Genomic DNA, 25,054 nt, shown 5'->3' with positions numbered 1-25,054 from the left:
TACCTATAATGAAAACAAAAATGTCTGTTTTTGCCGCTGGAATTTTATTCTGTTGTTTTTCTGCCTGCGCATCCGTACCGGAGAAAACTGCGCCTGAAAACGTACCAAAAGAAACAGCTGCTTCACCAAACATCGTATTTGTAGAAAAAATCCAGTCTGCGCTTGAATCAGGCGATATAGACAGAGCAATACGCCTTTTCGACACTGAAATGCCAGAGTCGTTAAGAAATGACGTCGACCTTGAAATTCTAAAGGCTTCACTACTGCTTTCTGCAGACAGAACGGAAGAAGCATCTGCCGTTGCAAACAGGCTTCTCCAGTCAGATCCGTCAAATCAGGACGTACTTGAACTGAGTGCGGAAATTGCAATTGCATCCGGCAACAAGCAGTCGCAGACGACAATCATAAACCAGCTTCTTAAAGCAGACCCGAACAATGCGACGGCGAATATAATTCAGGGAAACCAGCAGGCTCTTAAAAAGAAGTACAAGCTTGCCCTTAAAAACTATCAGCGTGCGCTCATCAGCGAGCCGGACAATCAGGATGCGCTTTTCGGTTACGCACAGATGTGCTACTACACCAATGACATAAATACATCGCGCGAAACGTTCAACAGGCTACTTCAGGAAAATCCGGAGAACAGCCTTGCCTGGCAGTATCTCGGAAAACTTGCCGCCGAAGACGAAAATTACAAGGCAGCCACAGAATATATCCAGAAGGCGATTGAACTTGAGCCGGAACGCTACGATTTCTACATCGACCTTGGTCAGTATATGAGAAACCGCGGTCAGTTTGCCGAAGCAGAAAAAGCCTGGTCAAAGGCAATCGAAATAGACCCGACGTATTTTCTTGGCTACACCTACCGCGCCGGCTTGTACGACGAGCAGAACAGAATTAAGGAAGCACTTAAGGACTATCACAAAATCATAGAAACAAACCCGAAGTATTATTTTGCATACGAAGAAATCGGAATTCTTGAATTCCACGAGCAGAACTGGCAGGTGGCGCGGCAGGCATTCCTTAAAGCAGAATCAATCCGCAGTTCTTCCGCCTATCAGATGATGATTATGATTACCTATATGAAGGAAAAAAAGCTTCTTGATGCAAAGAACTATGCGCAGAAATGTATGAAAACTATGAACCGTGAATCCCTTGACTATAAAATTATGCGACTGCTTCACGATCAGGGACCGATAAATGCAGAAAACGCAATCATCAAGGATCTTGACAAAGAAACAGACAAGAACAAGCGCGGAAAAATGATGTTCTATTTTGCGATGTATTATCAGCTTAAGGGAATGGATAAAATAGCAAACGAATATTTTGCAAAAATCACCCAGATGCAGACACCTCTGTTCTTTGAATACAGGCTTGCAGAATGGGCACTTCTTCAGAACTAAGGCAAAATAATTCAGAAATCCTGAAAACGATACACCGTTTTTCAGGGTTTCTGCACAGGAAATAAAATGGCACAGACACAAACCCAGACAGTTTTGACTCTGAACGGACGCACCATAACGCTTGTCGGAACGGCGCACATTTCGGAGAAAAGCGTTTCGGAAGTTTCAGAAACAATAAAAACAATCCGCCCTGACTGCGTTGCAATCGAGCTTGACCAGAACCGCTGTAATTCAATTACAAATCCGGACAAATACCGCGAACTTGACATTATCAAGGTTCTGCGCCAGAAACAGGGATTTCTTCTGCTTGCAAACCTTGTGCTTGCGTCTTTCCAGAAACGGATGGGTCAGAGCACAGGCGTAAAACCGGGCGATGAAATGGTTGCCGCAATGAATACGGCAAAAGAACTTGGAATTCCTGCCGTTATGGCAGACCGTCCTATTCAAATAACGCTGCGCCGTGCCTGGGCGTGCAATTCTAGTACAGGGAAAATCAAGCTTATTTCCGCACTTCTTGCAAGCGCTTTCAGCAAAGAAGAAATTTCAAGCGAACAGATAGAAAACCTTAAGAAACAGTCCGAAATGGATTCGATGATGAGCGAACTTTCTGAATATATGCCAGAAATAAAAAAAGTGCTTATCGACGAACGCGACGAATATCTTGCAGGGAGCATCTGGCATTCGGACGGAAACAGCATTGTGGCGGTATTAGGCGCCGGTCATCTTGCCGGAGTAAAAAAGCACCTTGAAAAAATTGCCGCCGGGGAAGAAATGCCTGACCTTGAGAAAATCAGTTCCGTTCCGCCGAAAAAAGCCGGTACAAAAATTATGGGCTGGGTAATTCCGGCAATTATTGTGGCAATGATAGGCGCCGGTTTTTATTTCGGCGGAAAAGCTAAGGGTACAGAGATGGCGCTCAGCTGGATTTTGTGGAACGGTACTCTTTCGGCAATAGGAGCGGCGGCAGCAGCCGGTCATCCGCTTGCAATTCTTGTATCATTTATCGGCGCACCGATTACTTCGCTCTGTCCGCTTATAGGAGTCGGGCTTGTTTCCGGAATAATGCAGGCTGTTTTCTGCAAGCCGAAAGTAAAAGACCTTGAACTGCTTTCTGACGATGCCTGTTCCGTAAAGGGATTTTACAAAAACAGGATTTTGCGCGTCCTTCTTGTATTCTTCCTTTCTTCAATAGGAAGTTCAGCAGGAACGTTCATTGCAGGCGCAGACATAATTACAAAAATCGCATCGCTTTTCGGAAAATAAAAAAGCGTCTGCACGCCGCAGACGCTCATCGCATAGTAATGTATTTTTTTCAAATCAATAGCCGTCGCTCATCGCGCGGTTATTGTCTTTTATACAAAGTTCATCGTATACAAGACTTCGCTTTCTGAGTTCCTGCTTGCGTTCGTTCGGGAACGGCATATTCCGCCAGAAAATACCGCGCACTTCCTTGTCAAGGCGCTGTACGCCCTCAGATTCCTTTGTCATCCACAAAACGTAATCCTCGATGAAAAATGCCTTCAGGTCACCCTTAAGCTTAAGGCGGTCGATGTGCTGATAATACTGACCGGTAAGACCTTCTTCCATCCAGTAATAGGACGCTTTTTCCTTTGCAACCTGCCAGCGTAAGTCCGCAACGGCAGTAAGAACGGCGATTTTCAAATCACGCGGATACATTGGAATAACTATTCGTCCGCGGCTTGTTACGCGGTTATAACGGTCGAACGGTTCCCAGCAGAAGCCGCGGTCACCATACGTAGGAATAAGAAGCACATAAGGAACAATGCGGTTCGGAACATTTTTATGTATACGGCAGAAAGCGCCCGGATCAACTGATTCTACCCAGCGCAGGATTTCTATGACGTTTTCGCGCGTTCCTGTTCCCCTTTCCGTACAATGGAAAAATTCACGCGTAAAAATCGGAAACTGATTTCCCTGCCGTCCGACAGTCATTTTTGCCATCTGGCGGACTGTCTGGAATTCAATGTTTACGGCATTTGAGTCCGTAGCAGCCGATATGTCCGGACCGCCGGCAAGTTTATTTTCAACGCTGGTATATACGCCTTTTGCATCCTGAAATTCCCTAAGACAGCGTGACAGTTCCTTGTTGTTCTTTGAAAGCCGGTGAAGCCTGTCAGAAATTTCTGAAAACAGCTTGAGCTGCATTTCATCATATTCGCACAAATGCGGTTCAAAACCAAGAACAGGATTATGCTCGCAAAGCTGATCCACCTTTGCCTTAAGCTCAGTTTCAAGCATTGCGCGCTCGTTTTCCTTTATGTTCAAGAGATTTTCGGCGCTCTGGAGCTTTCCGGAATTCTTTGATTTAAGCTGCATAAGCCGTGTCTGTTCGATACGCACAGCTTCTTCCGCATTGGCCGCTTTTACAGGCGTTCGTTTTTCGTCAGTCATAGAATTCGACATTCTTCCGGCGGCAATTTCCTTGAACCATTCGTCAACGTACATAACAGGCTCGCACGGACGGTTTTCAAAAAATATCCGGGAAAAGAACGTTTTTTGCTCAGGACGGAACAGCGACGGCAGAAGGACTCCGAAGCGGCACATCATACGCTTAGGCATAGGAAGATTTATATCAGCCATTTTCGGCGCCATTCCGCGGAGCAGTTCCCAATAAGCTGAAATAAGATTCTGGCGATAGACAGTCCTGTCCTTAGGATCCTGACAGGTCAAATATTTTGAAAGAAGCTGATGAACGCGCTGAGAAGAGGCATTTTCATTTGTGAGGGCTGTTTTATAATAAGATTTATCTTCAAAAACAGAAGAAGCCTCGTCGCTCAGCATCTGCTCAACAGGTTCAAATTCGTGCTGGCTTAAATCAACTTCGTGAATGGATTTTGTCTTTTTCTTCACGCTGTCTGCTTTGGAGTCAAACAGTTTTGAACGGCGCGCAAAATCTTCCATAGAAAATTTCTTTTCACCGGCTGATTCAAATTCAGAAAGATCTATATCTTCAGATTCATCAGCTGTATCTTTCACATTGCTAAGCATTTCTGCTATAGAAGGATCTAAATCAGAATAATCGCTCATTTTCAAACTCCAGGCAAACGTAAACCGGCAGAACCGCCGTAGTTATGCTTGCAGACCGTAAAATGTTTTCAGTGTCTTTAATTATAGCACGCACCGATTGTTATCGCAAACAGTAAATATCAGCTGTTTGCGTGAAGCGTTACTTCACCGCTTGAAAGCGTCTTTTCCCTTCCGTCAGAAGTCCGCACGACAAGCTGTGCGTCATCTGTAATGCCGGTTACTACAGCATCATACAGCCTTTCGCGGCTGTCTATAACGGGAGAAACAGTTACTGTTTTCCCGATAAGGGTCGAACGCGCCTTGTACTCTTCCATTGCGGAAAAAAACTCCTCCTCCCTGCCGTCAAGGATTTCTACAAGATTTTCTATGATGCGGCAGAGAAGCCTGTCTTTCATTTCCGCGTTTTTTCCGCCGTCTGCATTTTCATCACCAGCACCAGAGAGGGAAGAGCCGCAGATACCCCCGGCACGTAAAGAAAGTTCCTCCGGCATTTTGCTGCTGAAGTAAATATTTATTCCTATTCCGATGACTGCGGCTTCAACTGCTCCCGAAAGCGGATTTACAATGCCTTCCGTAAGTATTCCGCACACTTTTTTACCGGAAACAAATATGTCGTTTACCCACTTTATGCCAGCATCAACGTTAAAAACGCTTTTTATGGCGCGGCATACGGCAACGGCGGCAACGGCGGTAATTTTTCCCGGGTCAGAAACGCTCCCGGCGGCATAGACAAGCGAAAAATAAAGGCCTGTTCCTCCGGGGGAATAAAATTTTCTTCCAAGACGTCCGCGGCCGGCAGTCTGTTCTCCGGCAACAAGCACAGTTTTATGAAACAGACGATATTCTCCCGGCGGAACTGCACCAAGCCGGCGTTTTGCCTCCGAATTAGTCGAATCGATTGTGTCAAAATATTCAAGGCGGACGCCGGGAATGCACAGATTTTTCATAAGCCGGACGCGTTATTTTCCAAGAAGCGTAAAGTTTTCCGCAGGGCTTGCAAATGCAATTCCGCTTCCCGGCTTTGAAAGACACGGAAGTGTGCGCACGGCTTCAAGAATTGCATCGGCTTTTTCATTTTCTGCAAGGACAAAAATCATATCTTTTTCAGGAATAATCTCCATTCCAAAGAATTTTGCATCGCCCTCTTTAGCCGTTCCACGAGCGTTTATAATCGTTCCGCCGCCGGCACCAGCCTTTCTTGCCGCATCCATTGCATCTTCTGCAAAACCGCGGTTTACAATAATCGTAATCAATTTATGCATTGTATTTTTAGTCATCGAATTTTCCTCCTGCAAGTCTGCTGAAACCGAACCTGTCTTTATAAAATGAGAAACCTTTATTGAAAATAAAATTCCAAACGGACGTTTTTTCTCAAGACACGCGTCTGTAACTGCATTTTTTATCGTCTGCGTTTGAGCAGAATCGGTAAGAATGTACACAATGTCTTTTGCAGAATCCCCGAAACCGAGCATCTGCAAAATCGAATTAGATGCAGTTCCGCGACCCATAGACACCGTTCCGCCGGCAGAACCGGCATTCGTTGCCGTATGAGTTAAAAGTTCACCGCTGTTCTTGGGAACAATGCCCATTATCAAATCAAATGATGCCATTATTTCCCCTCCTTTTCTGTCAGTCTGTCCCTATTTTTCTTCCTGTTGTAAAGAATTCCAAGCAGCTGGATTGCAATAAGAGGCGTCATAGCAACAAGCGCAATAACACCGAACGCATCAGAACTTCCGCCGCACGCCTGACTTGCACCAAGCGTAAACGAAAGGACAAACGTTGAAGTTATAGGACCGGAAGCAACGCCGCCGGAATCAAACGCAATCGCCGTAAAAAGCTTAGGACTCCAGATCATAAGCAGAAGCGCAAGAGCATATCCCGGAATAAGAATGCGCATAATGCTGAATCCGCCGAGTGCGCGCAACATCGTAAGACCGATTGCAACGGCAGCTCCGGCAGCAAGGAATACAAGCATAAGCTTTCTCTTTATCGTACCGCCGGAAAGCGCTTCAACCTGATCAGTTAAAACCCATACCGCAGGTTCGGCGCATACAACAACGGCGCCCAGAAGAAGCCCTGTGCAGATAAGAAGAACCGACCACACTCCACCTGAACCGGCTGCCTTTCCGCCAAGAATAATTCCAAGTTCCCTGCCGGCAGACATAAAGCCGCCGTTTACACCGGTTAAAAACACAAGAAGTCCTACATAACTCCATACAAGACCGACAGCCATACGGATTATCTGGCGTGGCGGGAGTTTAAGAAGCGTAAACTGAAACACAACAAGCATAACTGCAAGCGGAGCAATGGAAAGCGCCGCCTCGTAAGCATAATGCGGAATTAAATGAAGAAAAATTCCAAGTCCGCTTTCTGCTGCAGCAGATTCTGCTGCCGTTTCCGCACCGTTCAGAGTGCCGTTTGACGAAAGCACAATGCCGTATATCATAACCGCAAGAATCGGACCGATGGACGTAACGCCGGTAAGTCCGAACGTGTCTGAATCATCGTCTTTGCCGGAAGATCGCACCGAATGAACGCCGACGCCAAGCGCAAGAATGAACGGAACTGTCATAGGACCTGTAGTAGCACCGCCGGAGTCAAACGCAATTCCCCAAAAACTTGACGGAGAAAAATACGAAAGTACGAACAGAAGAATGTAAAAGAAAACAAGGAGAATCTTCAGCGGAAGTTTCAGAACAGTCCGCAGAAGTCCAATCATAATGAAAAGACCTACGCCGGAAGCAATCATATACACAAGGTTCATTTTGTTTACGGCATTAAATATTGAATGAATCTGATCTCCGAACACCTGAATGTCCGGTTCGGCGACCGTTACAAAAAATCCGATGACAAACGAAATGCTCAAAAGCAGGAACAGGTTTCGCTTGCTTGTAAGAGCCGCGCCTATTCGTTCCCCTATAGGCTGTATTCCGATGTCAACGCCTACTAAAAATATCGTAAGTCCTGCAATCAGCAGAACTCCGCCTGCAATAAACTGAATGATAAGAGCCGAACCGATTGGAGCAAGCGTAAGCCCAAGTACGAGCACGATTGCCATAACCGGCAGAACCGACGTTACTGTTTCCTTGAATTTTGAAATGACGTTCATTTTTTTTCCTGATAAACAGCAGATTAACAGGAACGCTTATTTTAAATAGCAATTCCAACCTTTTTTTTCTATGCCGGAAACCCATTTTGCCGCCCATTCCTTTGCGCCTGCAAGGTCGTGGTCACGGTAATTTCCGCACTCTTTTTCCGTAGTTGCAGGAACAGGCTTGTCCCAGGCGGCAACTTTTTTAAGAACAGAACTCATATGCCCTGCAACGTATTCTTCGTCCCTGTCGCCGAAAATGGTAAAATAAAAACCTGTCCGGCATCCCATCGGACTGAAATCAATTACGCCGTCCATCTCATCGCGGATATATTCTGCAACAAGATGTTCAAGCGTGTGAATTGCGCCTGTCGTCATAAATTCTTTGTTCGGCTGACAGAACCGTATGTCGAATTTTGACACGACATCGCCTTTTTCCCCGACTTTTTTAGCTGCAAGCCGCACGAACGGCGCAGTTACTTTTGTGTGATCAAGATTGAAACTGTCAACCTTGTAATGACCCTCTGTATGCTCAGACATATTCACCTCTTTGAAAAATCAATTTCCGCAGGATAATTCAGCAAGCATCTCAATTACTGCTTTTGAACTTTCTTCCGCGGCGGTTTCCTCATTGAACGAGTACGTCGCCTTTACCGTATCGTCCGCCATATCTGAAATACAGCGCAGGATAACGTACGGTATGCAGTTCACATAACAGGTATGGGCAATTGCAGCTCCTTCCATTTCAACACAGACAGGACTGCATATTTCCTTTATGTGATTTTTTACCGCTTTTTCCGCTACAAACTGGTCGCCGGTCGCAACGCGTCCTGCAACAATTTTCCGTTCCCCGGACTTATTCGTCTTTTCGAAAGCAGACTTTGCCGCCTTGATAAGCCGTTCGTCCGCCGGAAATGCACTCACCTTCATCTGCGGAATTTCCGTCGGCTTGTAGCCGAATTCCACAGCGTCCATATCGTGATACACAGCATCCGTAGAAACGGCCATATCGAATATGCAGAGGTTTCCGCCCATTGCGCCCGCAATCCCGGTATTGATGACAGCATCCACCCCGAACTGAAGGATAAGCCTCTGGGCGCACAGAGCAGCATTCACCTTTCCGACGCCGCTTTTTACGACGACAGCAGAAACACCGTTGATTACGCCTTCATTGAATGTACAGTTTCCTGCCTCCGTCTGCTTAAGGCTTCCGTTTTCCTTCATTATGGAACGAAGAACTGAAATTTCAGAGTCCATCGCACCGATTATGCCGATTTTTTTTATGCACTTTTCCATAAAATGCTATTCCCCGTCTTTATTTCCGCCGCTTTTTATTGCAACGGCAAATGAAATTACAAGAAGTATGCCGCACACAACAACCGAAGCATCAGCCACATTGAACGTAGGCCATCGCTCAAGCCCGAAGAGACCGTAGAATTTTACGTCGATAAAATCGACTACGCCTTCTGCACGGAAAAAACGGTCGATAATGTTTCCAAGACCGCCGCCTAAAACTCCGCAGATTGCCCAGCGCTGAAGCGAATTGAAATCATCGTTGCGAAGATACACGACGATAACCATTACGATTACGACAAGCGGAATAATTCCAAAACATATCCGCCTTAGAATAAACGGCATAGAATCTCCCATACTGAATGCAACTCCGGTATTTGCAACATGAACAATCCGCAAAAAATCCTCGAAGAACGAATACCCGATAGTAAAAAGAGGAATATTCTTAACAATCAATGCTTTTGTAATCTGGTCAAGGATAATAACGGCAGCCGTCAGGATAAAAGGCAGCATTTTTTTTCTGTCGATAGTCATAAAACCTCTGATAAAATAAATATTTTTTAGGGTTTAAAACAAACCCTTAGAAAAAAACTAGAAAATTACTATAGATAAAGATATTAAAGTCCCGTAGGAATATCTATAAAAATAGTATCTATTTTCAATTCTTTTTCCACTTTTTCACGTACAAGATTTACACCGACCGTTTCCGTGCGGTAATGACCGCCGGCAATAACGTTAATTCCGTTTTCCTGAATGCAGTGATACTGTTCGTGCTGTACTTCGCCTGTGATAAACGCGTCAAGACCGGCGTCAGAAGCCTGCACCCAGTCCTCGCCTGCACCGCCGGAAATAATGCCGACTGTCCTGATATCTTTTTTTCCGAACGGAAGTATGCACGCAGGCTTCTCTCCCGGAAGAAGCGCGCGGGAAGCAAGTTTCTCCACCGAAACAGGAACAGTAAGTTCTCCCTTTACGCCTATCGACATTCCGCGCCATTCACCAAACGGAGCGCAGTTTTTTAGCCCGATGCGCGCGGCAAGTCCGTAGTTGTTGCCGTAAGGATTATTTGCATCAAGCGGAATGTGGCTCGCATAAAGTGCAAGGTCATTCTGCAAAAAAGCGCGGTATCTTTTGTACACGTGACCCGTAACAGTTTCGCACGCACCCCAGAAAAGTCCGTGATGAACGAAAAGCAGCTGCGCGCCTGCCTTTGCCGCCGCCAGTGCTGTCTGTTCACAAGCATCAACGGCAAACGCAATTTTTGTAACGGGAGTTTTATCCGGCGCGCTGTTTTGAATTTGTATTCCGTTACGCGACGAATCGGACAAAAAATTTTCCGGTTTCAAAAAACTTTTGAAATACACATCAAGTTCATTCAGCGTCATTCGACTGTTCCTCCGCCTGACTGTTTTTTTCCTGCGGAAGAAGCGAAAGCGTCCTGTCCGCAACAAGCTGTATTTCCTTTAAATCATTACTTTTCCCGAAGCCAAGCCGGAATGCCGTAAAAGGCTCAAGCTGGCGCACAAAGCCGAATCCCGGAGTTACGTATTCTTCAAAATCACAGAGATTAAGAAATCCGTCTGCAACATCCGGATGAAGCTTTGCATAGTCAGAAACAGCCGTGTCTGCCATCCAGTCGTAGACAATAAAAATCTTCTGGTTTTCAGAAGCATTCCTGCGTATAAAATTAACCATTGCATCAATTTCTTTTGAAATATTGAACGTGTAAAATTCTTTTTCAGCCTCATACTGATGAGGATTTTTTAGATACGCACAGACGGAGAAAAAGCGCCGGAAAAAACATACGTCCGCCGCCGAATGAAACCACTTTACGTCGCGCGCAGAAAAATCACCGGAATATACGGTAAAACCACATTTTGAAAGCATATACATATACGGAAGATAGAAATTTGTGTCAGCGCGCTTGTCCGGAATAATAAGCACGCACGGTAGTTCCGCGCCCGAACCGGCGGACGGTTGTTCTGGAACAGGCGCGCACACCGTTACAATGCCGTCTGCACTTTCAAATGCAGATGCCGTATGAAAACCGCCGACAAACGAACCGACCAGGCGCACCTTAGACTGAACTGCCTTATAATCAGAAGGCTGAACGATAACCGGGCGGAAATACAAAAGAATACCAAGAGAAACCGCAGATACAAACAAAATCAAAGCCGCACCGGTCTTAAACGCAATGCTGTAATGGTCAACGTACAGACCGGATGCAAAGCGCAGAAGCGCGCGGAAATTGATAAAAAAAGCTACCGCTGAAACGGTAAAAATCAGAATGGAAAAAAAATCTGCGTTCCAGGCAATAATCTGAAGAACAGAAAGAATAACGCACACAGGAGCAAGAACCGTAAGCGCGTCAATTTTTCCGTATTTAAGAAAGAATATCCTGCAGGAGTTGATGACCAGCAGCACCAGTATCAACACTTCGCCAAGAAATGAACTGTTCATACAAAAAGTTTAGCTGAAAAAAGCCGGCTCTTCAAGCAACAAGGCTGAAATGTCATTGCCGAAAACACTTTCCGCAGTCAGAACCGAAAGTTTTTCATATTTTTACAATGCGTTTACCTGTTCGATGGAAAGCCCCGTACATTCAGTGATAATGTCAATAGGGATATTTTTATATTTAAAGTTGCGCTCTGCAGAGCAGTATCACGTTTTCCCTCTGCAATACCGCTTCTTTTACCTCATTGACCCCGGTGGCGATCTGTGTTTAATTGAAGAACGTTAAAAAATTGCAGGAAATTTAAAAACCGGCAACCTCACCGGTTACGGCAAGGTATGTTGATTTTTACAGTCAGCCGTTTTCTGCAAGAGCTTCCAGCGCGGCAACGCGTTCGGAAAGAGCAGGATGCGAATAGTTCCAGATTACGTACAGTTTTGCCGGAAGAAGTTCGCTAAGATTTTCGCTGTTCAGCTTTATGAGGGCGGTAACGAGCGCGTGCGGATTTTTTGTAAGCCGCGCAGAGAATACATCTGCCGCATATTCATCGCGCCGTGAACCAAAGTGCATCAATGGCGAAAGAATTTCCTGAACGGAACCTGCTACAAGAGATGACAGGAACAGTCCTATAAACTGAACGGACTGAACCTGTGTCTGTGCAACTGCAAACCCGAATCCTGTGTAAAGCGCAGTCGTCTGCGAAAAGACGTACAGAAGGAACATCAAAAGGAATTCTACCGGAAGCATAATGCAAATCCGCCGTACAATGTGATGAAGCTTGTAATGCCCGAATTCGTGTCCCAGAACGGCAACAAGTTCGTCCGTCGTAAGCTGCTCCACCAGAGTATCATACAGAACGACGCGCTTAGACTTTCCTATTCCTGTAAAATACGCATTTGAATGCCCGCTCCGCTTTGACGCGTCTACCACAAAAATACCGGTCGATTTAAATCCAAGCTGTTCCATAAGTGATGTAATGCGGCTCTTGAGTTCGCCGTCTTCAAGCGGTATGAATTTATTGAAAAGCGGCGCAATTACAAGCGGATAGAGTATCTGCATAATCAGCGTAAACGCAAACAGAATGCACGTAATGAAAATCCACCAGAGTTTTGGAAAACCAGTAAGAACTGCAATCATTGCAGCAACAAGAATCGCGCTCATCACAAGCGACACAATAATGTTTTTTATGCCGTCCAAAATCCACAGTCGGAACGTCATATTTGAAAAACCGAATTTTTTTTCTATGCGGAATTCGCGGTACAGGTCAAAAGGAATTGAAAGTATGCTTTCCGGGATGGAACAAAAAACCATAAACAGAAAGGCACACGTATAGGAACTTACGAACGATCCCGGCGTTCCTGTAATGCGGCAGACAACGTTGAACAGCCACGGATAAAATCCCGTGCATACAAGCGCAAGTGAAAGCGCAGTTCCAAGAACGGACGACGGAATCCACGCAAAATATTTTGCGTTCTTGTAGGCGCATATTTTCCGGAGTTTTTCAAAATCAAAGCAGGATGATTCCGGAATGTTTTTTAGGACAGAAGGAATTTCTCCGCCGCTTCTGCACCGCTCCCGAAAATCAATCCATTCCAGAAACTGATTTATCAGAAAACTGACTATAGTTCCTGCCAGAAAAACAATGATAAATGCGTTATAAAAATCAATTCTGTTCATATTCAGACCTTTTTTCACGTTTACAGGGAAAAACCGTTCTCCATTTCAGAAACCGAAACTTTCTTCGTCTTGAAATTTCCGCGCAAAGTCCAGCCACTTCCTGTCTTTACTGAGGCAGGAACGGCAAGGATTAAATCGTCACCCAGAAAATCTGCATTTTCTGAACGTTTTGCCGTAACGTTAAAACCGTCGAGCGAAAGCTCAATCTCCGAATACGCGCCATCCTTGTACTGCTCGCTTTCTCCGTCGTCGTCATACAGCACGAACGAATTTTTTACGCCGTCAGCAGGAACTAAAAGCACGTACAGCGCACCGTCTTTTTCTGCAGGAATAACTGCTCCTTCCTTTATGTACACCGGAATATCGTCAAGCGTAAGCGGCACTGTAACAGCCGTTCCGCCTTCCGCCTTAATTTTTTTCATAGAACTGAACTCATACCAGTTTCCGCAAGGAAGATAGACTGTCTTTTCTTTTTCCGCAGCAAGCTGACGATATACAGGAGCTACAAGAATGAAATCGCCGAACATATACTGGCTTTCCATATATTCCTGCGGAACGGAACTGCTCTCGTAAAACATCGGGCGCATCATCGGAATTCCGCTCATCGTCTGCCTTGCCGTTGAGTAAACGTAAGGAAGAAGCGCAGTGCGCGCACGGATATATTTTGATACGATTTCTGTTTCCCTGTCGGTAAAAATCCACGGTTCGCGCGAATCCGTACCATGCGCACGGAATACAGGCGTAAATGCACCGAACTGATACCAGCGCACGAAAAGTTCAGGATTTGTCTTTTCCGGCGTAAATCCGCCTACGTCGCTTCCCCAGTATGCAAGTCCTGAAAGACCGGCGTTCAGTCCGTATGCTATCTGATTTTCAAGCGACGGCCAGGACACTGCAACATCTCCTGACCATACGGAAACGTTGAATTTTGCAATTCCTGTATATCCTGAACGTGACATAATGAAAAGCCTTTTGTCAGGGTGAACGGACTTCATACCGTCATAAAGCGCTTTTGTCCAGTAATAGTTGTAGTAGTTGTGAAAATCAATAAGCGCGTATTTTCCGACTTTTATATCGTCCGGAGCATTTTCCGGCTCGCCAAGGTCTGTCCAGAAGCCGTCTATTCCGTCTTCAAGCATTGCAGAATATTTTTCTGCCATAAATGACGGGGCTTTTTTTGCAAGAGGATTAAAAAGCGCGCCCTCCTTATCCCCAAGACACCACCAGTCACGCCACAGCCGGATTTTTCCCTTGTTATCCTTGCACAGCATTTTTCCGGAAAGAAGTTCCTTGTAGTTCACGCATTCAGTAGTAAAAAACGGCTCTGTAATCGTAACGAGCTTTACGCCGTTCTGTTCCATATAGTCATTCATTTTTTTTGGTTCTGGAAAACCGGCGTTCGTAAAGGAAATGTCGCCCATTCTATTGAACCAGTAAAGGTCAAGGACGACGGCAGAAAGCGGAATGTCACGCATCTTGAAACCGTCTACGAGTTCAGTCACTTCTTCCTGCGTCTTGTAGCCGTATTTTGACTGGATAAAGCCGAACGCCCATTTCGGAAGAAGGCAGGATGCACCTGATTCCCTGTAGAATTTCGCAACGCTTTCTTCTAGAGATAAATCCTGGCGTACGAAACATTCTATCCTGTGATAGGCGCTTCTGTACACCTGAAAGTCTTTGCCGTCCTGAAAATAAATTCTGTCATTTGAACCGGCATTGTAATATACGCACGTATTTGTATTCGTTACGTAAAACGGAATGAAAAGATATGCGTGGTCACCGTATTTTGAAACGTTCCATATTGCAAAGGACTGGTTACGCAGGCTCACGTTGCGGCTTGCTTCTCCAAATCCGTAGAATTCAGTTGCAGTTTTCCAGTTACGTATTTCACGCAGAAGGGAAGGTTCTTCGTTGAAAGACGACGCATACAGTTCTTCACCGTTAAAAAGCAGGGTGTAGCCGTCCGCCGCAGGAATGACCGTATAGCCGTTCCACCGGTACGAGCCATCCTCTGCCTGCACAAAATCTTCAGCGGCAGCTTCGCGCGAAAGTTCAAACTCTTTCACCGGAGCGGAAGGTTTCTTTCCAAGAGCCTCAAAACGCACCGAACCGTCAGCGCATCCCTCAAAAACAATATTTATGCCGTTATCAAGCGTAAGTCGTGTTGCTGCACCTGCAAAAAACGCAGACAGCGCAAGCATCACAGAAAAAATCAGTTTTTTCATTCTTTTTCCTCCAAAGTAAACAAAAACAATTTGATAATAGCAGACTCACATAATTTAATAAACCTGTAAGGAGTCCTGTCCTGCAATGCGTTTTCCCTGCATATTGCCTTTACCCGAAAAATACGTTAGATTTCCACTAGATTTTACGTTTGTGATGAACCACACGCTCGATTCCACGGAACGAGAATACAGCCGACGCTACGGCGCGCCCTGTATCGCACATCAACAAGTATATCAATCCACTCTATTTTATTTTTCTCATTTTTTTCCATAGGAGATTTCTATGAACAAATTTGTAAAGCGGTATTGTATTGATGCGATGAGCGGTATGGCTCAGGGACTTTTTGCATCTTTACTAATCGGCACGATTATCCGCACTATCGGTCAGCAGCTCCTGCGCCTGAACCAGAACGCAGTATTCCAGTTTTTTGTTGATGCCGGCTCTTTTGCCTGTGATGCGCACGTCGTAGGTGCTGCAATGGCTGTTGCAATCGGACTTGCACTCGGCGTTCCAATGCTTGTTATGTTCTCGCTTGCTGCCGTAGGTTCTGCGGCAAATATTACCGGTGGTGCAGGCGGACCGCTTGCCGTTCTTGTAATTGCAATTATTGCGGCAGAAGCAGGACAACTTGTATCTAAAAAGACAAAAGTTGACATCATCGTAACGCCGCTTGTAACGATTATTACAGGTGCGCTCCTTTCCGTGCTTTGCGCAAAATATATCGGAATGGCCGCTAGCTCAATCGGAAACCTTATTATGTGGGCAACAAAGCTCCATCCGCTTGTAATGGGAATTATCGTTTCTGTTGTAGTAGGAATTGCGCTTACCCTGCCGATAAGCTCCGCCGCAATATGCGCCGCATTCGGACTTACAGGACTTGCCGGCGGAGCGGCTGTTGCAGGCTGCTGCGCAAATATGATTGGTTTTGCCGTAATGAGTTTCCGCGAAAACAAATGGGGCGGACTTTTCAGCCAGGGACTGGGAACTTCTATGCTTCAGATGCCTAACATCATAAAAAATCCGCGTATCTGGATTCCGCCTGTTTTGGCATCGGCAATTACAGGTCCGCTTGCAACGTGCCTTTTCAAAATGGAGATGAACGGCGCAGCTGTTTCTTCCGGTATGGGAACGTGCGGTCTTGTAGGACAAATAGGCGTAATTACCGGATGGTTTTCGCCATCGGAAGCTGCCGTAAAAGCAGGTGCTTCTGCAATTACCCCGGGCGCACTTGACTGGATTGGACTTCTGCTTATCTGCTTTATCCTTCCGGGAATAATAAGCTGGGCAGCAGGTCTTCTTCTTAGAAAAATCGGTTGGATTGGTGAAGGCGACCTTAAGCTTGAAAACTAGCCGGTCTTAATAGATTTTTTCACCCAAAAGCCGGGCTGCCAGGCTTACTGCAAGAATAGCAGTCTGGTTCCGCACGTCAAGCACCGGGTTCACCTCTACGATTTCCGCAGAGCGCACAAGCCCAGTGTCTGCCATTTCTTCCATTAAAAGAAGCGCCTCTCTGTTCGTAAGCCCTGCCGGAAGTGGAATTCCAGTTCCCGGCGCGAACATCGGGTCAAGTACGTCCATATCAAAACTTACGTGAACAATATCCGCGTGGCTTTTGAAAAATACAATTATTTTTTTTACAATCGCCGGAAATCCGTGCCGCTCGATGTCGCTCATCGAAAACACTGTTACTCCGGCTTTTTTCATAAGTTCGCGCTCGCCTGAATCTAAATCGCGCGTCCCCACAAAGCATACATTCTGCGGCTCAATCTTTACTCCCTCATAATACAAATCCGTCAGTTCTTTAAGTCCGTATCCGCAGGACGCCGCAAGGCATTCTCCGTGGATATTGCCGCTCGGCGACGTTTCGTCAGTATTAAAATCTCCGTGCGCATCTACGTACAGAACTCCAAGCCGTTTATGCTTTTCTTTTGCAAAGCGCCCCATTCCTGCAAGAGAGCCGAGCGCGATTGAATGGTCACCGCCAAGCACAAGCGGAAAATCACCTGATTCCGCCGTATGATAGACTTCTCCAGCAAGAGTCTGGCACGCCTTTGTAATAGGCTCAAGATATTTTGCACGCGGATTACCGACGCTTTCGTATTCCTGCGGATTTATGGAAATCGGAGTCATATAGCTGTTGATTGTATGACCAAGGCTTTCAATTTTTTCGCGAATTCCGGCAAGGCGGATTGCAGAAGGTCCCATATCAGAACCGTGACGGCTTGCCCCGAAATCAAGCGGCATTTCAAAAATACTAACGTTCATACCTGTATTCTACGGCTGTTTTTTACAAGGTGCAAGCACCATTCCGTCCGGACTTTCGCTATTCATCGTTTTTGTTCTGGTCAACGCCAAGTCCGAACAGCGCAAAATCACCCTTACACGGATCATCTTGCCAGATTTCTTTAAGGGAATTAGTAACTGCGCGTGCCGTTTTAAGAGTTGCGCTGGATTTTTCCGGGATAAGCCCAAGACGTATGCTTTCCTGAATGACGTGCGTATCAAGCGGCAAAATCAAATCCGCCGGACTGTACCAGTTCCACAGCCCTAAATCAACAGGAGAATTGCGGCGCACCATCCAGCGAAGATACATATGAATACGCTTGTTCGCGCTAGTTTTTCCCTGCGGAACAACGGCACATCCGGAAAACAAATCGCTTACTACTTCCGCAAGATGTTTTTCCGGCGATGCATGCCATTCTGAATAAACGCATTCTCCGAACGTTCCGTTTTTTTTCAAAATACCGCCCATTCGTTCAAACAAGTCAATCATATCTTCATAAGAATAAAACCTGTAGAATTTCCTATTGTAATTTCCGCCGCACCCGGATTTTTCTGCAAAACTGCGGAAATCTCCGCCACAATTACCGTCCATAAGCCAGCATTTCATCCCTCCGTGCGCGTCTGCCAGTTCAAAAATCTCCTGAATTTTCGGAATAAACTGTTTTCTGCTTCCAAATGAAAGCATTGCCGCAATAAACGCTGCCGCTTCAACGTCCGCCGGGTCTGAATACCAGCGCAGAAAACGGCTCGGGTCATCGTTTAAAAAATCCGCCGTTTCATAAGTCTGTGCAAGCGTCTTCAAAGTTTCTTTTAGTTCTGAAGAAAGGCTCATTCGTGTACTTTATCCGTTTTTTTGCCGGAATACAATATTTTAATCACGGCTACTCGAATTATATTTTTTAATATGATATATTTTTTTCTATGAATAGTAACCATACGATTTTTTCTTTTGAGGTCTTTCCTCCCAAAAAAACAATGAACATAGAAACCGTATATAAAACTCTTGATGAACTAAGCGGAATAAAGCCGGATTTCATAAGCGTTACGTACGGAGCAGGCGGAAGCGCAAACTGCGGAAACACGCTTAACATTGCAAACAGAATAAAAGACGTATGCGGAGTACAGAGCGTCGTTCACCTTCCGTGCATCAATATGACAAAAAAAGACGCTTTGTTCGTGCTGGAGCAGTTTCAGGAAGCAGGAATTGAAAATATTCTTGCACTGCGCGGAGACAGGGTAGAAGGCGTTGAACAGTGCAATGACTTTGCACACGCGTCAGACTTAATCCGTTTTATCAAGGAATTTGATGCAAAGCGGACTAACGGAAAATCTTTCAAACTTTTCGGCGCGTGCTACCCGGAACGCCATCCGGAATCCCCGGACGTATTGAGCGATATTAAGGCATTGAAAGATAAAGTTGATGCCGGCGCGGAGCATCTTCTTTCACAGCTGTTTTTTGACAATGAAAAATTCTATCGTTTTGTAGAACGCGCCCGGCTTGCCGGAATTACCGTTCCTATTGAAGCCGGAATTATGCCTGCTACAAACAAAAAATCAATCGAACGAATGGTCAGTATGACAAATGCCGTTCTTCCTAAAAAATTTGTGCGGATGATGGAACGCTATGCAGACTCGCCGGAAGCAATACGCGATGCAGGAATTGCCTATGCCGTAGACCAGATTGTCGACCTTGTTACAAACGGCATAGAAGGAATACACCTGTACACGATGAACAATTCCTACGTTGCCGAACGGATAAATTCCGCAGTAAGAAGCCTGTTCAGCGAACCGCCGGTAGAAATGGAAATAAAATAGTAAAACAGTCGGGCAGTTCTAAACTCGCCTGAAAAACAAGAGGTATATATATGTTTGAAAATCTGACTCCTGGACAGGAAATTGAAACGACTGTCGTTGCGGTAAACGGTGAAACTATTTTCATCGATCTGAACGCAAAAAGCGAAGGCGTTGTCAATGCCGCCGAATTCTCCGATGAAAACGGCGTCTGTTCCGTAAAAGAGGGTGATAAAATCAAGGTTTTCTTTATGGGAGAAATCCGCGGCGAACTGAAATTCACTGCCAGAATTAAGGGTGAAGATGCCGATTCTTCTATGATAGAAAATGCATTTTCCAGCCGCATTCCTGTAGACGGTCACGTAGAAAAGGAAATCAAGGGCGGCTATGAAGTAAAAATCGGCGGAAACCGCGCATTCTGTCCGTTCTCCCAGATGGGCGGCAGGCAGAAGGAAGAAAACGAAACATTCGTAGGAAAAACACTGCCTTTCATCATCACGGAATATAAAGAAGGCGGAAAAAACATTCTTGTTTCAAACCGCGCCGTTCTTGAAGCAGAGCGCGCCGAACATATCGTTACGCTCAGCAAAAAAGTAACTGAAGGTGCAGTCGTTGAAGGAACTGTAAAATCGCTCCAGAGCTTCGGCGCATTCGTAGACGTTGACGGATTTCAGACGCTCCTTCCTGTTTCGGAGATTTCATTCGAGCGCGTAAACGACATAAGCACAGTTCTTTCCGTAGGACAGAAAATCACTGCAAAAGTTCTCCGCGCAGACTGGGAACACGAGCGCGTTTCAATCAGTATGAAAGCGCTTGCGGAAGACCCGTGGAGTTCGGTCAGCAAGAAATTCAAGGTCGGAGATAAATTCGACGGAACAATCTCACGGATTGCAGATTTTGGTCTTTTTATCAGCGTAGACAAAGGAGTCGACGGACTTGTTCACGTTTCAACGCTTAAAGACGTTGACAGGAATACAAACCTGAAGAAAAAGTTTAAGGTCGGAAATACGCTTTCTGTAGTCATCAAGGAAATTGATGCAGAAAATAAACGGATTTCATTAGTCCCAGCAACTTCTGTAGAACAGGACAATTCCGCTTCGTCCTACATTAACAGTCAGGACGACGGAGAAACGTACAATCCGTTTGCGGCGCTTCTTAAAAAATAAGTTCTTTGCTTGGTATACGAAAAAATTCCCGGTGACATTCACCGGGAATTTTTTTACACGGGGATTTTTCCTCCCCTCTACTCCTTCAACGCTCCGCACACAAAGTTTGCGGCGGAATATTGTTTATTTGTACAACCGCCTTCCCAAAACAAGACAAAGCCGCCACACAAAAAAACTCTTTGCACGGCGGCAGGAGTTGAATCAAAATCAAAAAACGCACACCCAAAATCAGTAAGCACTTTAAGAACTACCAGTGTTGCACGTAAATCCGCTGGTATTTCAAAATTCGTTAAATCAGTTTGCCCAAAGGGCAAACTGAAAGCGCAACTGAAATCAGTAATCAATATAAAATTAACTAGTGTTGCGCCTTATTCAGAATCCTGAAGGGCATCGAATCCCTGTTCAGAAGTTCTTACCTTGATTACGTTCTCAACATCGTATACAAAAATCTTACCGTCACCGATATGTCCTGTATACAGTGCCGTAGAAGCAGCCTTAACAACTTCATCAACCGGAACTTTTGCTACAACAATTTCAACCTTAATCTTAGGAAGCAATGTCATATTTACCGGAGTTCCGCGGTAATATTCGGTAGCACCTTTCTGCATTCCGCAGCCCATTACGTTTGAAACAGTCATACCTGTTACGCCGATTTCGTTCATTGCAGCCTTCAGGACATCGAACTTTGTCTGACGTGTAATGATGACTACCTTTGAAAGCTTCTGACCCTTTCCTGAAGCAGAACTTTCTACCTTTGTTACAGGAACAGCCTGGCTTACCGGAATAGAAACTCCGGCTTCCTTTGCTTCTGCAAATTCTTCAGCAGAGTACGGAGTCATAAATCCGGCATAGCCAGAATCAAGACCATGCTCAAGCTTGTCAAGACCGACAATTTCTTCTTCAGCAGAAACACGAAGTCCAACCGTTAACTTTATAACAAGGAATACAACCGTTATTGTTATAGCCGTCCATGCAGCAACTGAAACAAAACCGAGAAGCTGAATGCCAAGAAGTTCAAATCCGCCGCCGTAGAAAAGACCTTTCAATTCCTCACCGGCTGCATTTGCAATTCCGTATCCAGGAGCAGAAGGAGTTGCAAAAAGACCTACTGCAATTGTTCCCCAGATACCGTTCAGACAGTGAACTGCAACTGCACCTACAGGGTCATCAATGTGAAGTACATAATCAAGGAACCATACACCGAATACTACGAGAAGTCCGGCAACAGCACCGATTACAACAGCACCGAAACAGTCAGTAACATCACACGGAGCAGTAATTGCAACAAGACCAGCCAGTGAAGCGTTAAGACACATCGTAACGTCCGGCTTGCCGTATTTAATCCATGTGAAAATCATACATACAACAGTTGCAACTGCCGGAGCGACTGTTGTTGTAAGGAAGATTGAGCCGAGCTGCTCTACCGAAGTTGCAGCTGCACCGTTGAATCCGTACCAGCCCAACCAAAGGATGAATACACCAAGAGCACCAATCGGAAGGTTGTGTCCCGGGAATGCATGAACAGCCGTTACCTTTCCAGACTTGTCAGTCGTGAACTTTCCGATACGCGGTCCAAGAAGCTTTGCACCGATTAAAGCAGAAATACCGCCGACCATGTGGATTGCACAGGAACCTGCAAAATCGTGGAAGCCAAGCTGTGAAAGCCATCCGCCGCCCCAGATCCAGTGTGCTTCAATCGGGTAAATCAATGCAGAAATAACTGCTGAATAAATACAGTATGAAAGGAACTTTGTGCGTTCTGCCATAGCACCGGAAACGATTGTTGCCGTTGTTGCACAGAATACAAGGTTGAACACAAAGTTAGACCAGTCAAAATCAGCGTATGAAGTAAAAATATCAAATCCAGGTTTTCCGATAAAACCGAACAAATCTTCGCCGAGCAAAAGCCCGAAACCGATAAGGATGAACATTACTGTACCGATACAGAAGTCCATCAGGTTTTTCATAATGATGTTACCAGTGTTCTTTGCACGGGTAAAACCAGTTTCTACCATTGCAAAACCAGCCTGCATCCAGAAAACCAATGCGGCTCCAATCAGAAACCAGACGGCAAAAATCATACCCTGAGTTTCTTGAATTGCACTCATTACTTCTTCCATAAAATGCCTCCAAAAGGACGCTTTCGCAGCATCCCAAAAAATAAACGGCAATGATATCGAATACAAGTGCACTTTGCATCCGACACCATTGCCGTTTAAAAGACGTCCGCATTACGCAGACACCAAAAAAAAGACGTCGTGGAATAATATTCCACGACGTCTTTGCCGTATGTAGTTTTTATACACCATTCTTTATTTTATGTCAATAAAGAATTTGGATATTTTTAAATTCACTAAAGTAAAATTTAATGCAGGCTTTTCAGCGTAATTATTCAACCTGATACGTATTGTACAGTTCTTCCAGCTGCGGACGGCACTGTATGAATATTTTTCCAAGTTCAGGATCAAAATGAGAGCCAAGCGACTCTTCTATAATCTGAAACGCCTTGTCGTATGAAAAACTGTCTTTATAACAGCGCCTGGTTACAAGAGCATCAAATACATCGGCAAGAGCCATTATACGGGCTTCAAACGGAATCTGGTTTCCGCTTAATTTTTCAGGATACCCCTGACCGTTCCATTTTTCGTGGTGAAAATGAGCAACGTTTATTGCAATCTGCTTGAATTCTTCGTTTTCTACAGACTTAATTACTTCCTTTACAATTCTGGCTCCTTCTTTTGAATGTGCCTTCATTTTCTCATATTCTTCATCAGTAAATTTTCCCGGCTTTCTCAAAACGGCATCTCTACGGCAATTTTACCCAAATCGTGCATCGGAGCAGCCCGGACGACAGACTGATAGAACGAATCTGAATATTTTTTATACTGTTCCGTATTTTTCAATTTATTTACAAAAATCCTTACACATTCGCTCGTCCGCTTTATGTGTCCGCCTGGTGATTCTATCGTAGATGAAATGAGAATTCCCAGAATATTTGCAAAAATCAAAATCAGTGAATATATTATGGAAATTTTTACCGTTTCTTTTCTTGAAAATTTCATAGCAAAATTATATATACATTGCATTTTTTAATAAAGAACTTTTTTGATACTATTGCCATACCCGAATTACGGCATTTATAGTAATATCAGATTATGATAACAATAGACTTCAACAACAGGGGAACTCACGGACTCTGCGAATTCCTTTATCTTTCCCTGAAAAACCAGATTTTTGACGGAACGCTCAAGGCGGACGAAAAACTGCCTTCCAAACGAAGCCTTGCCGAACATCTGGGAATAAGCGTCATCACCGTACAGAACGCATACAGTCAGCTTATCTCCGAAGGTTACCTGTACTCCATCGAAAAAAAGGGGTTTTTTGTTACCGATATTTCAATCGAAAGTCCGTTTCTTAAAAACAGAGCTGATGCACCGGCAGAAAGCCGCACCAGAATTACGCCGTCGCCGCAAAACGAAGCAGCACCAGACGCCAGAACGTATTTTACTGACTTTACGAGCAATGCCACCAGCGTAGAAAAATTCCCGTTCAGTCTGTGGGCGCACCTTATGCGTAAAGTCCTTAATTCTTCCGATGAAAAACTGCTTCAGCGCATTTCCGTACACGGCGCATTTGAATTAAGGTGCGCCGTTGCCGAATACCTTTTGGAATTCCGGAATATGGACGTCCGCCCGGAACAAATCGTCATCGGTTCAGGAACGGAAAATCTTTATGCAATGATTGTACAGCTTTTAGGCAGGGAAAAACTGTATGCCGTAGAAAATCCGGGCTATCGAAAAGTGGCAAACGTCTTTAAAATAAACGGCGCAGAATGCATACCCGTTGAAATCGACGGACAGGGAATAAACCCTGCGCTGCTTGAAAAAGTGAAGGCGGACGTAGTACACGTTTCTCCGTCGCACCATTTTCCTACGGGAATAGTTATGCCTGTCCGCAGAAGGCTTGAACTTCTTGAATGGGCACAGAAAAAAAACGGAAGATTTATAATCGAAGACGACTACGACAGCGAATTCCGCTTCAACGGAAAGCCTCTCCAGACGCTCCAAAGCTATGACAAGAACGGCCGCGTCATCTACATAAATACATTTTCCAAAACGCTTTCTCCGTCTTTCAGAATAAGCTATATGGTTCTTCCGCCGGAACTTACAGACGCATTCAACCGCACGCTGGGCTTTTACTCCTGCTCCGTATCTGCATTCGAACAGTACACGCTTTCTGCCTTCATCCGCGGCGGATTTTACGGAAAGCACCTTATCAGAATGAAAAACTACTACCGCACGCTTCGGAACGACCTTATCGGCGCATTGCAGAAAAGCCGTCTTTCTCATATCTCGCACATAACGGAACAGGAAGCCGGACTTCATTTTCTTCTGTCCGTACAGTCTTTAAAAACAAAGACGGAACTTAACGGACTTCTTGAAAACGCAGGAATAAAAATTGCAATGCTTTCAGATTTTTATTACGAAGGAAAAAAAGAGCAGAAAGACGGTGAACATACTTTTGTAGTAAATTATTCTGGAATTAAAAAAGAACGCATTTCGGAAACAATAGCGCGCCTTGAAGCAGTTTTCCTGACATAAAAAAAAGACGCGGATACATACGT

Annotated in this window: 23 protein-coding genes; 6 read left to right on the top strand and 17 right to left on the bottom strand. The window is 45.1% G+C overall.

Features of this window, described 5'->3' with window-relative positions:
• Window positions 1-8: 8 nt before the first annotated feature.
• The gene (locus tag B5D55_RS01325; protein WP_078932171.1) at window positions 9-1,400 is read left to right on the top strand and encodes a tetratricopeptide repeat protein; all 1,392 of its coding nucleotides are present in this window, start codon (window positions 9-11) and stop codon (window positions 1,398-1,400) included.
• Between the two features lie 66 nt (window positions 1,401-1,466).
• Window positions 1,467-2,663: a TraB/GumN family protein gene (locus B5D55_RS01320; protein WP_078932170.1), complete on the top strand. Its 1,197-nt coding sequence runs from the start codon at window positions 1,467-1,469 to the stop codon at window positions 2,661-2,663.
• A 54-nt stretch (window positions 2,664-2,717) separates the two neighbouring features.
• On the opposite strand, the gene B5D55_RS01315 is transcribed toward B5D55_RS01320, so the two are convergent.
• The 11 genes from B5D55_RS01315 to B5D55_RS01265 all read right to left on the bottom strand — a co-directional run bounded on the left by B5D55_RS01315 (window position 2,718) and on the right by B5D55_RS01265 (window position 15,189).
• Window positions 2,718-4,448 (bottom strand): hypothetical protein, encoded by a 1,731-nt coding sequence (locus B5D55_RS01315; protein ID WP_078932169.1) that lies wholly within the window; start codon window positions 4,446-4,448, stop codon window positions 2,718-2,720.
• Between the two features lie 119 nt (window positions 4,449-4,567).
• A complete protein-coding gene (locus tag B5D55_RS01310) occupies window positions 4,568-5,395 on the bottom strand; it encodes a biotin--[acetyl-CoA-carboxylase] ligase (protein ID WP_078932168.1) in 828 nt (275 codons plus the stop codon).
• A gap of 12 nt (window positions 5,396-5,407) precedes the next feature.
• Window positions 5,408-6,058, bottom strand: a complete 651-nt coding sequence (locus B5D55_RS01305; RefSeq protein ID WP_078932167.1) for a P-II family nitrogen regulator — start codon at window positions 6,056-6,058, stop codon at window positions 5,408-5,410.
• Window positions 6,058-7,560, bottom strand: coding sequence for a DUF1538 domain-containing protein (locus B5D55_RS01300; protein ID WP_078932166.1), 1,503 nt, complete (start codon window positions 7,558-7,560; stop codon window positions 6,058-6,060). The genes B5D55_RS01305 and B5D55_RS01300 overlap by 1 nt, the downstream gene beginning before the upstream one ends.
• A 36-nt stretch (window positions 7,561-7,596) precedes the next feature.
• A complete protein-coding gene (locus B5D55_RS01295) occupies window positions 7,597-8,082 on the bottom strand; it encodes an S-ribosylhomocysteine lyase (protein ID WP_078932165.1) in 486 nt (161 codons plus the stop codon).
• A gap of 18 nt (window positions 8,083-8,100) precedes the next feature.
• Window positions 8,101-8,838 carry a 5'-methylthioadenosine/adenosylhomocysteine nucleosidase gene (locus tag B5D55_RS01290; RefSeq protein ID WP_234975351.1) on the bottom strand — a complete coding sequence of 246 codons (738 nt, stop codon included), beginning with the start codon at window positions 8,836-8,838 and terminating at the stop codon, window positions 8,101-8,103.
• Window positions 8,839-8,844: 6 nt separating this feature from the next.
• Window positions 8,845-9,369 carry a signal peptidase II gene (lspA, locus tag B5D55_RS01285; RefSeq protein ID WP_078932164.1) on the bottom strand — a complete coding sequence of 175 codons (525 nt, stop codon included), beginning with the start codon at window positions 9,367-9,369 and terminating at the stop codon, window positions 8,845-8,847.
• Between the two features lie 83 nt (window positions 9,370-9,452).
• The gene (locus tag B5D55_RS01280) at window positions 9,453-10,220 is read right to left on the bottom strand and encodes a Nif3-like dinuclear metal center hexameric protein (RefSeq protein WP_078932163.1); all 768 of its coding nucleotides are present in this window, start codon (window positions 10,218-10,220) and stop codon (window positions 9,453-9,455) included.
• Window positions 10,207-11,295 (bottom strand): hypothetical protein, encoded by a 1,089-nt coding sequence (locus B5D55_RS01275; protein WP_078932162.1) that lies wholly within the window; start codon window positions 11,293-11,295, stop codon window positions 10,207-10,209. The genes B5D55_RS01280 and B5D55_RS01275 overlap by 14 nt, the downstream gene beginning before the upstream one ends.
• 346 nt (window positions 11,296-11,641) lie before the next feature.
• Window positions 11,642-12,964, bottom strand: a complete 1,323-nt coding sequence (locus tag B5D55_RS01270; RefSeq protein ID WP_143593121.1) for a M48 family metallopeptidase — start codon at window positions 12,962-12,964, stop codon at window positions 11,642-11,644.
• 20 nt (window positions 12,965-12,984) lie between these two features.
• Window positions 12,985-15,189, bottom strand: a complete 2,205-nt coding sequence (locus B5D55_RS01265; RefSeq protein WP_078932160.1) for a TIM-barrel domain-containing protein — start codon at window positions 15,187-15,189, stop codon at window positions 12,985-12,987.
• A 283-nt stretch (window positions 15,190-15,472) separates the two neighbouring features.
• Between B5D55_RS01265 and B5D55_RS01260 the strand changes: the two genes are divergently transcribed.
• Window positions 15,473-16,540, top strand: coding sequence for a PTS sugar transporter subunit IIC (locus B5D55_RS01260; RefSeq protein ID WP_078932159.1), 1,068 nt, complete (start codon window positions 15,473-15,475; stop codon window positions 16,538-16,540).
• Between the two features lie 6 nt (window positions 16,541-16,546).
• Here the strand turns inward: B5D55_RS01260 and rocF are convergent, their stop codons facing one another.
• Complete coding sequence (gene rocF, locus B5D55_RS01255; protein WP_078932158.1) at window positions 16,547-17,455, bottom strand: arginase; 909 nt, start codon at window positions 17,453-17,455, stop codon at window positions 16,547-16,549.
• A 58-nt stretch (window positions 17,456-17,513) separates the two neighbouring features.
• Window positions 17,514-18,305, bottom strand: a complete 792-nt coding sequence (locus B5D55_RS01250; RefSeq protein WP_078932157.1) for a TIGR02757 family protein — start codon at window positions 18,303-18,305, stop codon at window positions 17,514-17,516.
• A gap of 89 nt (window positions 18,306-18,394) precedes the next feature.
• On the opposite strand from B5D55_RS01250, the gene metF reads away from it, so the two are divergent.
• Window positions 18,395-19,288, top strand: a complete 894-nt coding sequence (gene metF / locus B5D55_RS01245) for a methylenetetrahydrofolate reductase [NAD(P)H] (RefSeq protein WP_078932156.1) — start codon at window positions 18,395-18,397, stop codon at window positions 19,286-19,288.
• A gap of 50 nt (window positions 19,289-19,338) precedes the next feature.
• A complete protein-coding gene (locus B5D55_RS01240; RefSeq protein ID WP_078932155.1) occupies window positions 19,339-20,430 on the top strand; it encodes a 30S ribosomal protein S1 in 1,092 nt (363 codons plus the stop codon).
• Window positions 20,431-20,507: 77 nt separating this feature from the next.
• Here the strand turns inward: B5D55_RS01240 and B5D55_RS01235 are convergent, their stop codons facing one another.
• From B5D55_RS01235 to B5D55_RS01220, 4 genes are all read right to left on the bottom strand, one after another.
• Window positions 20,508-20,774, bottom strand: a complete 267-nt coding sequence (locus tag B5D55_RS01235) for a hypothetical protein (protein ID WP_078932154.1) — start codon at window positions 20,772-20,774, stop codon at window positions 20,508-20,510.
• A 24-nt stretch (window positions 20,775-20,798) separates the two neighbouring features.
• Window positions 20,799-22,550 carry an ammonium transporter gene (locus B5D55_RS01230; RefSeq protein WP_078932153.1) on the bottom strand — a complete coding sequence of 584 codons (1,752 nt, stop codon included), beginning with the start codon at window positions 22,548-22,550 and terminating at the stop codon, window positions 20,799-20,801.
• Between the two features lie 268 nt (window positions 22,551-22,818).
• Complete coding sequence (locus B5D55_RS01225; RefSeq protein WP_078932152.1) at window positions 22,819-23,226, bottom strand: HD-GYP domain-containing protein; 408 nt, start codon at window positions 23,224-23,226, stop codon at window positions 22,819-22,821.
• Window positions 23,223-23,492 (bottom strand): hypothetical protein, encoded by a 270-nt coding sequence (locus B5D55_RS01220; RefSeq protein WP_078932151.1) that lies wholly within the window; start codon window positions 23,490-23,492, stop codon window positions 23,223-23,225. The genes B5D55_RS01225 and B5D55_RS01220 overlap by 4 nt, the downstream gene beginning before the upstream one ends.
• A 93-nt stretch (window positions 23,493-23,585) precedes the next feature.
• Between B5D55_RS01220 and pdxR the strand changes: the two genes are divergently transcribed.
• Window positions 23,586-25,031, top strand: a complete 1,446-nt coding sequence (pdxR, locus tag B5D55_RS01215; RefSeq protein WP_078932150.1) for a MocR-like pyridoxine biosynthesis transcription factor PdxR — start codon at window positions 23,586-23,588, stop codon at window positions 25,029-25,031.
• The last annotated feature ends 23 nt before the right edge of the window (window positions 25,032-25,054 follow it).

Origin of the sequence: Treponema porcinum, from assembly GCF_900167145.1 — a bacterium.
GTDB classification, from domain to species: Bacteria; Spirochaetota; Spirochaetia; order Treponematales; family Treponemataceae; genus Treponema_D; species Treponema_D porcinum.
This window is presented reverse-complemented; position numbering and strand designations above follow the sequence as displayed.

What these genes read in the sequence shown, in the direction of transcription:
- pdxR (WP_078932150.1), top strand. Translation starts at nt 23,586, where the DNA reads ATGATAACAATAGACTTCAACAACAGGGGAACTCACGGACTCTGCGAA.
- B5D55_RS01290 (WP_234975351.1), bottom strand. Translation starts at nt 8,838, where the DNA reads ATGGAAAAGTGCATAAAAAAAATCGGCATAATCGGTGCGATGGACTCT.
- B5D55_RS01325 (WP_078932171.1), top strand. Translation starts at nt 9, where the DNA reads ATGAAAACAAAAATGTCTGTTTTTGCCGCTGGAATTTTATTCTGTTGT.
- B5D55_RS01230 (WP_078932153.1), bottom strand. Translation starts at nt 22,550, where the DNA reads ATGGAAGAAGTAATGAGTGCAATTCAAGAAACTCAGGGTATGATTTTT.
- B5D55_RS01240 (WP_078932155.1), top strand. Translation starts at nt 19,339, where the DNA reads ATGTTTGAAAATCTGACTCCTGGACAGGAAATTGAAACGACTGTCGTT.
- B5D55_RS01320 (WP_078932170.1), top strand. Translation starts at nt 1,467, where the DNA reads ATGGCACAGACACAAACCCAGACAGTTTTGACTCTGAACGGACGCACC.
- B5D55_RS01265 (WP_078932160.1), bottom strand. Translation starts at nt 15,189, where the DNA reads ATGAAAAAACTGATTTTTTCTGTGATGCTTGCGCTGTCTGCGTTTTTT.
- B5D55_RS01300 (WP_078932166.1), bottom strand. Translation starts at nt 7,560, where the DNA reads ATGAACGTCATTTCAAAATTCAAGGAAACAGTAACGTCGGTTCTGCCG.
- metF (WP_078932156.1), top strand. Translation starts at nt 18,395, where the DNA reads ATGAATAGTAACCATACGATTTTTTCTTTTGAGGTCTTTCCTCCCAAA.
- B5D55_RS01260 (WP_078932159.1), top strand. Translation starts at nt 15,473, where the DNA reads ATGAACAAATTTGTAAAGCGGTATTGTATTGATGCGATGAGCGGTATG.
- B5D55_RS01305 (WP_078932167.1), bottom strand. Translation starts at nt 6,058, where the DNA reads ATGGCATCATTTGATTTGATAATGGGCATTGTTCCCAAGAACAGCGGT.
- B5D55_RS01275 (WP_078932162.1), bottom strand. Translation starts at nt 11,295, where the DNA reads ATGAACAGTTCATTTCTTGGCGAAGTGTTGATACTGGTGCTGCTGGTC.
- B5D55_RS01310 (WP_078932168.1), bottom strand. Translation starts at nt 5,395, where the DNA reads ATGAAAAATCTGTGCATTCCCGGCGTCCGCCTTGAATATTTTGACACA.
- B5D55_RS01295 (WP_078932165.1), bottom strand. Translation starts at nt 8,082, where the DNA reads ATGTCTGAGCATACAGAGGGTCATTACAAGGTTGACAGTTTCAATCTT.
- B5D55_RS01220 (WP_078932151.1), bottom strand. Translation starts at nt 23,492, where the DNA reads ATGAAATTTTCAAGAAAAGAAACGGTAAAAATTTCCATAATATATTCA.
- B5D55_RS01270 (WP_143593121.1), bottom strand. Translation starts at nt 12,964, where the DNA reads ATGAACAGAATTGATTTTTATAACGCATTTATCATTGTTTTTCTGGCA.
- lspA (WP_078932164.1), bottom strand. Translation starts at nt 9,369, where the DNA reads ATGACTATCGACAGAAAAAAAATGCTGCCTTTTATCCTGACGGCTGCC.
- B5D55_RS01315 (WP_078932169.1), bottom strand. Translation starts at nt 4,448, where the DNA reads ATGAGCGATTATTCTGATTTAGATCCTTCTATAGCAGAAATGCTTAGC.
- rocF (WP_078932158.1), bottom strand. Translation starts at nt 17,455, where the DNA reads ATGAACGTTAGTATTTTTGAAATGCCGCTTGATTTCGGGGCAAGCCGT.
- B5D55_RS01250 (WP_078932157.1), bottom strand. Translation starts at nt 18,305, where the DNA reads ATGAGCCTTTCTTCAGAACTAAAAGAAACTTTGAAGACGCTTGCACAG.
- B5D55_RS01280 (WP_078932163.1), bottom strand. Translation starts at nt 10,220, where the DNA reads ATGACGCTGAATGAACTTGATGTGTATTTCAAAAGTTTTTTGAAACCG.